The organism is Methylomonas sp. EFPC3 (genome assembly GCF_029643245.1).
GTDB classification, from domain to species: Bacteria; Pseudomonadota; Gammaproteobacteria; order Methylococcales; family Methylomonadaceae; genus Methylomonas; species Methylomonas koyamae_B.
In genome coordinates, this window is record NZ_CP116398.1 from 2,373,466 (window position 1) to 2,386,064 (window position 12,599).

Genomic DNA, 12,599 nt, shown 5'->3' on the forward strand with positions numbered 1-12,599 from the left:
CCGCCATGGATTGAATGTTTAGATTGTTTAATATAATATTAAATCAGTTCGCGCTAGAGTCGCCGTCAATATTAATACCGGCATTTATCTCGCCATTGTGTAAATAGAAAAACTCCGCATAGCGCCGAGAAATTATGCGCAACACCCTATATCGGCCAAACTTCCGGCGGTTTTCAATTAAATCCCGCGCTGGATTGCTGACTCAACGATTCTGAAGCGTAGACTTGATAAATCGTCAGGGCTTGTTCGTCTAACGGGAAAACTTCCAACGCTTGCTGCGCCGCGGCTTTTACATAAGAGGCTTCGGCAGGGTTTTGTAAGGTGGAGATCAAGGTATCGCGCACACTCTGATAATCGAATCCACCCTGTCCTAACGCTGCGACCGCCAAAGCCCTAACCCTCGCATCGGCATCGTAAGCGGCCTCGGTAAAGGTTTGCAGCGCCGTCGCATCTCGGCCTGCCCATTGGGAAAGTATCTGCAAGCTGGATTGCCTGACTTGCGGATCCTGGCTATGAGCCAAAGGAACAATAGCATCCGCCACGGCTTGATAATCTTCTTGGGAGACCATGCCTTTCTGGCTCAAGGTCGCCATGGCTGCAGTCGCTAATTTCGGGTTTGCATCGGCGTCGTTACGCAGAATATCCAGCAACGCAGACCGGATATTGCCGTCATTGCCGTCAACCTGCCCTAGCATTTGCAAGGCATTAAGGCGCTGTTCGGCGGTACCGCTGCGCAATAGCTGAGTAGCGGCGGCTTTGACTTCCGGGGTTTCCCGACCAACGACAGACATAGCCAATGCCAGGCTCAGCGTATCGCCCCAGGGCGTGCCGCTTACGCTCATAAAGCGTTCCAGCAAGCCTTTACGGGCTAAGGGGTCTGACGTCAGTAGATATAACAATTGCTGAAATTCCTTGCTGTCACGGATTTCTTCATTCGGCTTATCTTGTAGCGAAAAGGATTCTATCGTCTCTAGCAGCTGTTCCACGGACTGGTTTTGGAGTGCATCATCCGCTTGGGATTGCGGTTCTTCGGCAAATAGGGCGGTGTCGAAAGAATCTGCATCGGCAGCACCGGCTTGAACGGCACGAATTAATCCGTTCTGTTTGGCTAACTGCCTAGCTTTGGCCGCTAAAACATTGCCCCCCCCCGCTTTAGTTTGGGTTGCGCTCGTCTGCCCGCTGTCGCTGATAAAATAGCCGGAGATAAGGACGGCTGTCAGCGCGGTTAATGCCGTTATAGAATTGAAGTTTAATCGCCGCATGGCCGCCTAAACCCTCTGAAAATATAAATATATAAAATCTCGAGCGGACAATCCAAAACGGCTTGCCCACTCGACTACCGAATAATCAGCTTAAGTCTGTGCGGCGGCGAAAGCCGACTAAGCCGAACAACGCACTGCCGAACAGCCATGCCGTCGCAGGCAGCGGCACTGGTGCCACCACGCCTGCGGTGTTAGGAAGATTAAAGGTAAGGTGACCAATGGTTTTGGTGTCGCCATAATTATGTATTAATACTCCCATCATGGCGTCGCCTAACATAATGTCCGAGTCCAAAGTGAGCATACCATCTTCATTCGTCCCGAATACCGGGTTTTTGAGTTCAAACCATCTACCTGCTCCGGGATTATATGCATCGCTATCAGAGACCAGATACCACTTATTTTGAAGTACCGCATCTGGATTAGCTGAATCGTAATATTGTTGTTCCAGACTTATACCAAGCCCCCTCATCCAAATACTGCCCGTAGGCGAAATAAAATCACTGGCAAATTGAAAATTGCCTCCGATACTTATAAACATGGGATTGGTGCTATTAGGATCGGGGTCATAAGCGCTAGGCGTGTAACCATAACTACCAAACTCACTACCAAAATATGAGTTGTTATAGAAGTTTCTTGACAAAGGGTCTATCGGCATATCCCATCCGCCCTCGGGAGATTGGATCGGCACCCGATCTTCGGGGGTTAACAAGCGCCACTGCGCGACGGCTTCCGGGTCAGCCGTTCCATTGGCTATCCTGAGATCTGAAGCCAGCGAGGGATCCTTTATCCCCGGATATGTGTATGAATCAAGATATTGCCTCACATAAAGCAGGCGTTGCCCAGCGGCATCTGCCGTGGGGTAAGTTGTGCCAGGATCGATAGGCATTCCATGATCATCATAGCGACCGATGCGCGGTGCCAAAGTGGCCAGAGCAGCTTGGTCGAAAGTCAGATAGGCACGCCCCCCCACTACCTGATGACTTGGATCAAATCCGATCGCATCGGCATGACTTAATTCCATCGCGCCAACGCTCAGGGCGAAGCAAGCGAGTCTTTTTAATTTGCTATTTTGTTTCATGGAAGAAAAATCCTTCTAATAATTGTTGTTTCGATAGATTTAGCGAAAACCAAGTTGGCCAACGGGAAAGTGAGACAAGCGTTACTCGTCCCACTTTCTTTCGTCAAAGCTTTTCCAGAAGGGCAAATTGGCAAGGTTCCAAGCAGCCATTCGCGATGCGAAAGCCGATTAAAACTTCACGCTCACTGCAATATTTGCCGCTGTATTGCCTAATTGCGTATTGGTTGGCGTTATATTGGTTTTTGTTTGGAGAAATGACCCGAAATAATCAAGAGTAGCCGTAGCAGTACCCGTAATAATCTTAAAATTACTGGTTGAGGGAAGCGTAACGGTTCTACCGCCCACGCCACTCCCAGTAACGGTTTCGGTTACTGTCGCCTGAAATAAAACAGCATCCGCAGTTCCAGCACTATTGCCAGCGCCTTTGGCCCTCAACTGCCATGTATTAGCAGCAAGTTTATACAGATAGAAGCGCCCGAATCTCAAGGAATAACCTCTATTGGTTGTATAACCCGTTGAATTCGGTACATCAGTACGGAATTTGTACGCGCCCGCCAAGCCGATAATCGTTCCTACGTTAACCGTAGAGCCTGATGTATAGAGAATATTTGTCGTCACATTGGCTGATTGATAGCCCGTGGTGCAGACTGCAGGCAGGGTTTTCGTGGCGCTAGGCGCTGTCCAAGCCGGAGTACCAGTCCAAAGCAGCGAGCCATGTTGCGCCTCCTGCAAATTCGTTGTTCTCGGCGAGAGAACCGGTGAGTCATTGCACAACTTGTTGGTAGGTGAATAAGCGGCATGAGCACCTTGATAAATATCCATACAATTGGAATTGAAACCAGGTGTATCGTAGGTAAACTGGCCATCCGTCAAGAACTTATCCACATAGAGGCAACGATTGGTCGTAGCGTTGCAAGCTGCACCGGTGGGAGTACCCATCAACGCCAGATTGGTTACGTTCATGGTGATGGTGGCACTACTGTTTGCAACGCCACTCACGCACGCCGTTGCGCTGGCATCGGATACCTCCAGCACACTTGAGAAGGCTGTCATAGTCATCATGATGACTTTTACTTTATTCATTCTTTTCATTTAATACTCCAAAAATACTAAAATGTTGAGTTCTAATCAGTAGACCTATCCGTGTTCAACTTTAGAAATCAACCTGATTTTTCCTAATTTAAATAAGCATTAATCGGCATTTTAAATAATAGGGCCCTCAATTGCTCAAAAACGCCTCTAACACACCCACTGACTCTTTTCGAGCCGTGCGCATATTCAATCGAGAATAAACAAACCGCAATGAGACAAATTGTCGCGCGACAAATTGTCTCAGCAACAATATCAATACTGTGTTAAATAACTAGTTTAAATACCGCACTTTTGGCCGATTTTACGGCATATGCCGCAATTACTATAAATATGAAAAATTTCTATTTGAAAATATTTTTTACCGCCAACAGGGGCTGAAACCAACTAACACTCAAGCAAATTCCATAGAAGACGCATCGAGACCATCTTATCAGCCATAAGACGCCATAATTTTCGGAATATCATCAAAACGCATCATCCGAACAGTTCATCTTAAAAGCTAATATATATTATTTAATTATTTATTTTTAACACCTAAAGTAAACGGCGATTTATCTTGGTAAAAATCGATATCCCAGACAATATTTACGAACCTACAAAAATAGCCACAGCAGGCAGACAATCACTTAGCAACCGACCAGACAGCTTAAATATTTAGTTTTATCCGTTAGTGCCAGCGCCGCCGGCATTATTCAACCCGCTATTTACCTTGCCGCTGTGTAAATATAGAAACTCCGCATATCACCGAAAAACTGCTTTTTCCGATGGCGAGGAGGATCAGGCGGATGAAATGAAGCTCGGTGCCCGCCGCGGCGGAGCGGCTTGAATCAGCCACGGCCGGGAAGCGGAATTGGTGCGGAATATCGTTTAGTTGAAACCCAAATTGGTTTGAGGCGGCTGATAGGACTCGCTTGCCATATACTGCTGAATGGCGGCTTGCGCTTGCTCATCCAACGCAAAACGCGCCAACGCCCGTTGCGCAACCGCTTTTATTGCCGGCTCTTCATCCGGGTTATGCAAGGTGTCGAGCAAAGGTTGGCGCACGCTGTCGTAACTAAATTCGCCGTTGCCAAACGCAGAAAGCACCCAGGTTCGCACCTGAGGATCGGGATCGTTAGCGCCTTGGGCCAAAGTTTGCACGGCATCCGGGTCTTGGGCTCCCCACTTGGCGATTACCTGGAAACCGTTCAAGCGCACTCGCGAATCGTCATGCCCGACGAACGGCGTCACCTCCTTGATGATCGCCTGCCGCTCGACCTCCGAGGCTCCACCTTGCCGCACCAAGTTGTCCATCGCCGCCACCGCCACCTCCGGATCGCCTCCATCACGTTTCAGCGCCTCCAGCAACGCCGTGCGGGTTTGCGGCGTGTAACTGGGGGTCGAACCCAGCAGTTGCAAGGCGTCAGCCCGCTGTTCGCTGTTACCGTGTTTCAACAGCCATTCGGCCGAACTTTTCAACGTCCCCATGCCAACGCCCGCGCCGGATGTCGCCACAGCCAGCACCAAGGTTTTACCGAGCGGCGTGCCGCTGGTTTTCATGATCCGCGCCAATACGGCTTGCCGCGCTGCGGGGTCGGATTGCAGTTTTGCCATCAACAATTGGTAACTTTCGCTGTTTAATAGCTCGTCGTGACTAAGGCCCTGTCCGGCCAGATCGTCGAGGACCAACAATATTTCCCCGACGGCCTGGGGTAGAGGATTTTCCGCCGAAGCATTCTCATCCTCGGCAACTTCTGCGAATCCCGGCTCCGGCTGGTCAGCCGCCCAACCCGGCAGCACCACGGAATCGACGGACCGGCTGACGCGAGATGCCGCCCCGGCGGAAGCCCTACCGCCGACTCTAAGCGACTGGGCCGTCTCGCCGCCGCCGAAAAAATAGATCATCAAACAAGCCAGCAGAAACGCGGGGATCACAATCGCGCGGGTTAGCTGCATATACGATGTCTCCTTGTCATTCGATTTTCGCGAGTTGTAGATTCAACAAACCGTTGAGCCGAGAATGCTGCCCAGAACCTAGGAACCGGGCTAAACACCATGATGCGCGGCTGCAAAGCAACATTAACCCCTCTCGAATCGCCGCAATCCGCCGACGCCAAGCAGTGCACCGCCGAACAGCCAGACCGCGCCCGGCAGCGGCACCGGCGACGCATCGGCCACGTCGCCGTCGCGGACGGCCCAGGCATTAAAAATGGTTTGAGAGTAAAAATACTCGTCACCCTTGGGTTGATAACTGTCGATTCCCTCGTAAAGACTGAAGGTTTCCGCCCACGCGGGGTTTTTGGGCATTTCACCTGACGACCAGTAACCTGACCCGCCGACTTGAACATTGCTGAACAGGTCGTAGTTGGCGTTGTGGACGGCATCGAGCGGCTGCCCCAATTCACCGCCCAATTCGCCAAAAAATAAATGCCCCATCTCGCTTTGGACTTTCTTGGCGCTGGCGGTTGGCAGGCGCCAATCGCTGTAGCCGCCGTAGTCCAGATTTTGGGCCCAGGCCATCGCCCCATACCAGCTCAATTGGCCGGTGTCGGCATTGAAGTCGCCGGCGGCCAGATTGTAATGGCCGCTATTGGCTGGCGTGTTGCCAGTGTTGGGGGTGTCGTTAATGGTGCCGACATTGGCGATGATCTCGTTCACCAAGTTTGGGTTGGCGGCGGCCTGGGTTTGGAACAGGTTGGCATCGGCCACCCAGGTGATGTTGCGGTCGCTGTCGTAGATCATGGTGCCGCCGGCCCGGCTGAGCAGCGCGGCTTGGCCGGTGGCGGACAGGGTGAGCAATAAGATTGCGGTTAGCGGTTTTAACAGTTGCATGTGCATTTTCCTGGTTCGTTAAAATTTTAAATGGCGGGTTACCGGTCAAGCGGCACGGCGGTGTTTGACGCCCAGCCAGCCCAAGCCGCCGGCAAACAGCCAAACGGCGGAAGGCAGCGGCACCGGCGACCCCGCGCCCACGTCGCCGTCGCGCACCGCCCAGGCGTTAAGGTATTCGTCGCCCTTGACGCCGTAGCTTTGGTAGCCTTCCGGAATCGCGGCACCCGGTGGAAAGGCCGACTTAAAGTAACCGGCGAACTCAGGAAATGGCCCGAATTCGGCATCCAGCCAGTATTGTGGGGCGTGGTAACCGCCGCCCTGCACCGACGGATAGTTACTGAACAGGCTGTAATCCGGACTGGTGGCGTAGTCGGGGTCCAAACTGCCCAGCTCTTGGTATAAATGGTTCGTTTCGCTACCGCCGATTCCAAATCCAGGCCCCGGCGTACCGTAATTCGGTAGCCGCCAGTCGCTGAAGCCGCCGTATGTCAGGTTCTCGGCCCAGGCCTTGGCACCGTACCAGGTCATGCGGCCGTCTTCGGCGTCGAAGTCGCGGGCGGTCAGCGCGTGGTAACCGCTGCCGGCCGGGGAGTCGTAGTCATTGGGGGTATCGTGGATGCCGCCGACATTGGCGATGATCTGGCTGACCAGATTGGGATTGGCCGCCATTTGGGTTTTGATCAGATTGGCGTCCGCCAGCCAGGTCACGTTGAGTTCGGTGTCGTAGACCATAGTGCCGGCGGCCCGACTGAGCAAGGCGGCCTGGGCATTGGCGGATAGGATCAGCAGCGCCGCGGCGCCGAGGGTTTTAACGGTGTGCATATTCGTGCTCCTTGAATTATCGCGCGGTGGGTGTCAGATAGAAATGGCGCGGCGCTTGATGCCGATCAAGCCCAACAGCGCGCTGCCGAACAGCCAGGCCGTGGCGGGTAGCGGTACGCTGGAAACCCCGCTGCCGGACCGGTTGGGATTGATGGATAGGTGGCCGAGTACTTTGTTACCGTCTTCGGAAACCGTCCCATCCACATTTCTAAACTGAAAAAACGCGCCCCAAGCGCTTGTACCCCATCTATAGTCGGCTTCCAAAGTCATCTGGCCCTGGGCGTTGACGTCAAACACCGGGTTAATCAACTCGAATATCGTCGCCGGAGCTTGGGGATGTGTACTGGCGATATACCAGTAATAGTTGTTGCTGTCGTCGTACGTGTTAATTTGTTCGCGTAGCTCCAAACCGCTAAACCACAACGAACCGCTTTGGCCGAAAAAATCGCTGACCATCCGGAACGAACCGCCCAAACCTATAACCGTTCGCACACGATCACTATCGTTAGTGGGATTCGGATCGTAACGAGTTTGGCTATAACCGCTACCCCAATCGATCGGCAAACCCGATTCTATTGGATCGACCGGCATCGCGAAGCCACCTTCCGGTTGGTCCAACGGCTTGCGTTGCGCCAGATCGAAAATCCGCCATTCTTCAACCGCTTTCGGATCGGCCGTGCCTTTCACGATGTGGTCATCAGAAGCCATGGTGGAAACCGTTGTTGGCGCGGACTGACGGTAGTCGCGAAACAACTGCGGATAAAAAAAGCGGTTGCCGTCGGTATCCGAGGTGGGATCGGGCGTGTTCTTCAGATCGATGCCGTGTGAGTCGCTACGCATGGCCGAACTACGCATCGTGGCCCAGGTGGCTTGGTCGTAAGTGAAGTAGGCCATACCGCCGATGGTGCCGCTCGGTAAGTCGGCTTGTGCCGACGAGGCTGTCGCCAGTGCTAGCGCGGCGGCCAGATGTTTAAGGTTTGTGGGATAAATTTTCATGAGTTTTTCTTAACATTATTGTTTCGGGGTAAACCAGCCGGAATTTTTTGGAGTTATGTCCGGAAAAATCACCAGGGTAGGCGGAGCTTTCCCTGGTGGTGGGCTTCAAACGAAGGCGATGGACGCACATCTATCGCCAGTGAAGCTATCGGCAATTAGTACGTATAGGTCACTTCGAGGGTGCCGACCAGGGCTTGAGACTCGCTGCCGGTTGGACGAGGGCTGCCGTAAAGCGCCGGGGTACCGGTTTTGGTCGCTGTCGCTGTCGTATAGGTACCGCTTCCGGTCAGCATGGTTTGGTTGTTGTAGGTGGCAGTGCTTGTTTGCCACCAGTTGGCGCCGGTACCGATGGTGTCGCCAGGGTCGCCATTGTTACAAGTAGAGCTAAACGTACCCTTAATACAACTACCCCAGTCTGTCGGTCCGGCGGCATCGGCGAAACGCAGATTACCTTTCAGCGTCACCGTGGTACCCGATAGGGTTTCCGTCGCCTCGGTCAATTTAAACAGCGTTTGTGGCGTGCCTGTCATGGCTGCGACCAAATTATCTTTAACCACCCATTTGCCAGAGACTTTTTCTAGAGATAGCTTTCCCCATCTAAGAGATAAAGTGGGGTTTTGGAAGGCGCTACGTACTTTGAACACACCCGCCAAGCCAATCTTTCCCGCACCTGTACCAGCGTTATAGGTCGAGACGATATTGCCGGTTTGGAAAGTAGTTGTGTAATTAGGTGTAGCGGATGTGGCGCAGACCACAGGCAGGGTTTGAGTTGGATAGGTGTCTGTACCGGCAAGCACGCCAGTTCCGCCAGTGGACGTGACAGGCACTGTGTTACTCAAGGTGCTGTAACTGAACGCGCTATCCGCCAGAAACGTATTCAGGTAGATATAGCGTTTGCCATAATCTACCCCTCCCCAAAGGGCTTGCCCGGTACTGGCATTCGAGACCGGCAAAGTTACACCGCCCGGCCTGCCGCCGCCTGCTATCGTTGCCAGTATGGCTTTATTCAGCGTAATGGTCGCAGTTTTACCGGTTACGCACGCCGCATTGGCATCCGCCGTCATTAACGCTGTAGATAATGCGCCAAGCGCGAAAAGGCTTGCTTTGATTTTCTTGGTGTTCATTTTTTCTCCTTTGTTTTGACTGAAAACTTTAATTTCCAAATCAAACATAAATTGGCGATTATTAATTTGGCCGCCAAGCGATTAAATAACTCTAACACTCCCGCTGACTCCATCGGAGTCGGCGCGAAGTTTCCACCGAGATTTACACAGTTTCAATGAGGCAAATTGTCGCACCAAAATTCTCGCCGAATAACTCAAAAAATCGCGGCAAATAACTATTTCATATCACTCAAAAAAGCATATTTTTTAGGGCATATGCCGCAATCTATTAAAACTTGAGTCATATGCCCTAAAACCGGACACCAGGCCAAGAAAAAATCGATTTGATACTAGCCGTCAAATTAAGCCGCCAAGCTCGTCTGCAAAGCTCCAGAACCAGCCGCCTCGTGCGGCAACAAGCTCGCCTCGTCCAGCCAATTTTTGGCAAAACCAAGCATAATTGGCCTTGAAAATGCTACATTTACCAGTGAAAGCCGACCATCTCGGCTTCAGGAAACACCAAGTTTCAGTGCTGCCCGCCCTATCGGCGGCTAAGTTTACGCTCTATTTTATTTTTTAATAATTACGAAATATAAATCGCTTTACATCCGGAAAAAACAGCATGCCGATACATTAAAATTAATAGCATAGGTTTTGCCATAAACTCATAAACTTTTTTTCAAATTTAACCAGAGTAAATAATCGAATATTTCTAAAAAAACCCCATCGATAAAACCGATATCTGACATTAAGACCGAATTTTTATTATAGTTTTATGCATACTAAAAAACCTTTAATACATCATTGCTTGTTCACTTGTTTTTTTTCCGCAATATTCATCAGCGGACCGTGTCAATCGGAGGTTTTAACGACTATGGATACCCGGGAGAAACTCTCTGCTGCTGCCGACGAGATCAGCTATTCGGCGACTATTCGGCGCACCCGCTACGGAGTTCCGCACATTACGGCTCAAGATTTAGCTGGAGCCTGGTTCGGCCAAGGCTACGCGATGGCGGAAGACCGGCTTTGTGTGTTGCTGGATCAGGTGATCAAGGTGCGCGGCGAACGCGCGCGCTACTTCGGCCCCGGCGAGTACGAAGCCAACGTCGAAAGCGACTTTGCCTACCGGCATTTGCTACTGCTGGCGGACGCGGAAAAACGCTTGCCCGGCCTGCCCAACGAAATTCAAAGCATGTTGACCGCGCACGCTGCCGGCATCAATCGGTATCTGGCCGTTACCGATACCGCCAAACTACCCGCAGCCTGCCGCGATCCGCGCCAGCACGTGACAGTCAGTGCGGCCGACCTGTTGGCGATCGCCACCGATTTCAGCATCTTTCTGAGCAGCCGGTTTCTGACCCCCTTTATCAGTAACGCCCAACCGCCGCAAGCCGCCGGCACGCCGGTAACGGCACCGGCCGCGCCAGCCGCCGACGCGGAAAAACCGGGCAGCAACGGTTGGGCGATCGGCGCCGACATGACCGAATCGGGCCACGGCATGTTGCTGGCTCAGCCGCATTTTCCCTGGGAAGGTGCCTTGCAGGCTTGGGAATCGCATGTCACGGTGCCGGGTCAACTTGATGTGTACGGCATCACCGTCCCCGGCGTACCGAACACGCTGGTGGGCTTCAATGCCGCGGTGGCCTGGACCTTGACCGTAACCACCTCGCCCAAGGCCACGCTATATCAATTGAATCTGCTGCCGGGCGATGCCACCCGTTATTACTACGACGGTCAGGTGCGAGCATTGGAGCCGGCCGAGTATACGATTGAGGTATTGAGTAAAACCGGAACGCTGGAATCAAAAACCCGCAAGCTATGGCGCAGTCATTACGGACCCATCCTGTCGATTCCGGCGGCCCTGACCGGCGGCATGGCCGATTACGCCTGGAACGCCCAACATGTATTGACCTACCGCGACGCCAATATCGACAACGACTCGATGCTCGCCCAATTTTTCGATATGGCCAAGGCGGCGAACATGGACGGCCTGATCGACGCCCACCGGCGTTGGGCCGGCAGCGTGCCCTTCTCCAACACCGTCGCCGCGTCGGCCGAAGGTAAGGCTTGGTACGCCGACAGCTCGCCGGTACCGCATTTATCGCCGGCAACTTTACAGGCCTGGCGGCAAGCCAGGCTAAGCGATCCGGGCGTTGCCGCGCTCTTCGCGTTTCACGGCATCTATCTGTTGGACGGTAGCACGTCGCGCGATGAATGGGTCAACGATCCTGCCGCCCGCAAACCGGGGTTGGTGCCGTTCGAGCGCGCCCCGCAACTGGCCCGGCGCGACTTCGTATTCAACGCCAATGACAGCCACTGGCTGACCAACCCCAAGCAGCCGCTGGAAGGCTTTTACCCACTGTACGGCGACGAGCGTCAACCGCCTTCGTTGCGCACCCGGATGAACGCACGCACGCTCAGCGGCCAGACCGGCAAATTTACGTTGCAAGCGGTCAAGGATGCGGCTTTGTCCAATCAGGCCTTGGCCGGCCAATTGTTCCGATCGGCCTTGGTCGAGCGCTGCCGGAAAACCAAAGCCGTTAAAGTGGACGGCAAAACCGTCGATTTGGCCGAGGCTTGTCGGGTATTGGCTAACTGGGACGAACGCTTCGACCCGGACAGCCGCGGCGCGGTGCTGTTTCGCGAGTTTTTGAGCGGCTTCCGTCCGGAAGCCGGCGGCCACGAAGATACGTTGATGGCGGCGAACCGCCAAATCTTTGCCCAGGCCTTCGACCCGGCCCAACCGCTCGCCACGCCCAGCGGATTGGCCCCAGCGCCGAAAAGCGCTCCGGACCCCGCTTTGCTGGCCCTGGCCAAGGCCGCGCAAAGGTTGAAACAAGCCGGCATCGAGTTGGATGCCAGATTGGGCGATGTGCAATTCAGCCCGAAAAACGCCGTCAAAATACCGATCCACGGCGGCCAAGGCCAGGAAGGCATTTTGAATATGGCGGCCTACAGCGGCTCGAACGACAGCTTGCTGCCGACCACACCCAGAGGAAAAGTGCTGAATCCGGCCACCGGTTTGACCGATCAAGGCTACGTGGTCAATTACGGCACCTCGTTTTTGCTGGCGGTGGAATTGACGGCGCAAGGTCCGTCCGCCCAAGCCGTGATGGCGTTTTCCCAGTCTGCGGACCCGGAATCGCCGCATTACGCCGATCAGACGACCTTGTTTTCCAGGAAAGGCTGGCGCCCCTGTTTGTTCCGCAATGCCGAGATCGAGGCCGATCCGGCACTGCGTCGCTACCAAGTTGGCAATCGGTAGGATCGGCTGCACTCAATTCGGCGGGGCATATCGCTCCGCCGTCCGGCCGCCTCAGTCCCGCAGATAGGCCATTACACACAACGCCACTGTTAAATAACCTAGTTTAGTAACTCACGGGCTGGATACTGAACCCGCGACCGCCAATATCCTTGCCGCCGGCCCTTTGGCTC

At 53.5% G+C, this 12,599-nt stretch carries 9 protein-coding genes; 1 reads left to right on the forward strand and 8 read right to left on the reverse strand.

The features are described from left to right. Positions 1-173: 173 nt before the first annotated feature. The 8 genes from PL263_RS10625 to PL263_RS10660 all read right to left on the reverse strand — a co-directional run bounded on the left by PL263_RS10625 (position 174) and on the right by PL263_RS10660 (position 9,233). Positions 174-1,262 carry a HEAT repeat domain-containing protein gene (locus PL263_RS10625; protein WP_278209408.1) on the reverse strand — a complete coding sequence of 363 codons (1,089 nt, stop codon included), beginning with the start codon at positions 1,260-1,262 and terminating at the stop codon, positions 174-176. 85 nt (positions 1,263-1,347) lie between these two features. Beyond that, positions 1,348-2,340, reverse strand: coding sequence for a VPLPA-CTERM sorting domain-containing protein (locus PL263_RS10630; protein WP_278209409.1), 993 nt, complete (start codon positions 2,338-2,340; stop codon positions 1,348-1,350). 168 nt (positions 2,341-2,508) lie between these two features. Continuing rightward, on the reverse strand, positions 2,509-3,432 hold the full coding sequence (locus tag PL263_RS10635) for a hypothetical protein (protein ID WP_278209410.1): 924 nt from the start codon (positions 3,430-3,432) through the stop codon (positions 2,509-2,511). Positions 3,433-4,299: 867 nt separating this feature from the next. Continuing rightward, on the reverse strand, positions 4,300-5,367 hold the full coding sequence (locus tag PL263_RS10640) for a HEAT repeat domain-containing protein (protein WP_278209411.1): 1,068 nt from the start codon (positions 5,365-5,367) through the stop codon (positions 4,300-4,302). Between the two features lie 123 nt (positions 5,368-5,490). After that, positions 5,491-6,243, reverse strand: coding sequence for a DUF1566 domain-containing protein (locus PL263_RS10645; protein ID WP_278209412.1), 753 nt, complete (start codon positions 6,241-6,243; stop codon positions 5,491-5,493). Between the two features lie 45 nt (positions 6,244-6,288). Further along, complete coding sequence (locus PL263_RS10650) at positions 6,289-7,065, reverse strand: hypothetical protein (protein WP_278209413.1); 777 nt, start codon at positions 7,063-7,065, stop codon at positions 6,289-6,291. Between the two features lie 33 nt (positions 7,066-7,098). Beyond that, positions 7,099-8,061: a VPLPA-CTERM sorting domain-containing protein gene (locus tag PL263_RS10655; protein ID WP_278209414.1), complete on the reverse strand. Its 963-nt coding sequence runs from the start codon at positions 8,059-8,061 to the stop codon at positions 7,099-7,101. A gap of 155 nt (positions 8,062-8,216) precedes the next feature. Continuing rightward, positions 8,217-9,233 (reverse strand): hypothetical protein, encoded by a 1,017-nt coding sequence (locus tag PL263_RS10660; RefSeq protein ID WP_278209415.1) that lies wholly within the window; start codon positions 9,231-9,233, stop codon positions 8,217-8,219. Positions 9,234-10,038: 805 nt separating this feature from the next. Between PL263_RS10660 and PL263_RS10665 the strand changes: the two genes are divergently transcribed. After that, positions 10,039-12,429 (forward strand): penicillin acylase family protein, encoded by a 2,391-nt coding sequence (locus PL263_RS10665; protein ID WP_278209416.1) that lies wholly within the window; start codon positions 10,039-10,041, stop codon positions 12,427-12,429. Positions 12,430-12,599 lie beyond the last annotated feature (170 nt).

Bases quoted from the DNA above. Each gene is read 5' to 3' on its own strand.
- PL263_RS10625 (WP_278209408.1), bottom strand. From the start codon at position 1,262: ATGCGGCGATTAAACTTCAATTCTATAACGGCATTAACCGCGCTGACA.
- PL263_RS10630 (WP_278209409.1), bottom strand. From the start codon at position 2,340: ATGAAACAAAATAGCAAATTAAAAAGACTCGCTTGCTTCGCCCTGAGC.
- PL263_RS10635 (WP_278209410.1), bottom strand. From the start codon at position 3,432: ATGAAAAGAATGAATAAAGTAAAAGTCATCATGATGACTATGACAGCC.
- PL263_RS10640 (WP_278209411.1), bottom strand. From the start codon at position 5,367: ATGCAGCTAACCCGCGCGATTGTGATCCCCGCGTTTCTGCTGGCTTGT.
- PL263_RS10645 (WP_278209412.1), bottom strand. From the start codon at position 6,243: ATGCAACTGTTAAAACCGCTAACCGCAATCTTATTGCTCACCCTGTCC.
- PL263_RS10650 (WP_278209413.1), bottom strand. From the start codon at position 7,065: ATGCACACCGTTAAAACCCTCGGCGCCGCGGCGCTGCTGATCCTATCC.
- PL263_RS10655 (WP_278209414.1), bottom strand. From the start codon at position 8,061: ATGAAAATTTATCCCACAAACCTTAAACATCTGGCCGCCGCGCTAGCA.
- PL263_RS10660 (WP_278209415.1), bottom strand. From the start codon at position 9,233: ATGTTTGATTTGGAAATTAAAGTTTTCAGTCAAAACAAAGGAGAAAAA.
- PL263_RS10665 (WP_278209416.1), top strand. From the start codon at position 10,039: ATGGATACCCGGGAGAAACTCTCTGCTGCTGCCGACGAGATCAGCTAT.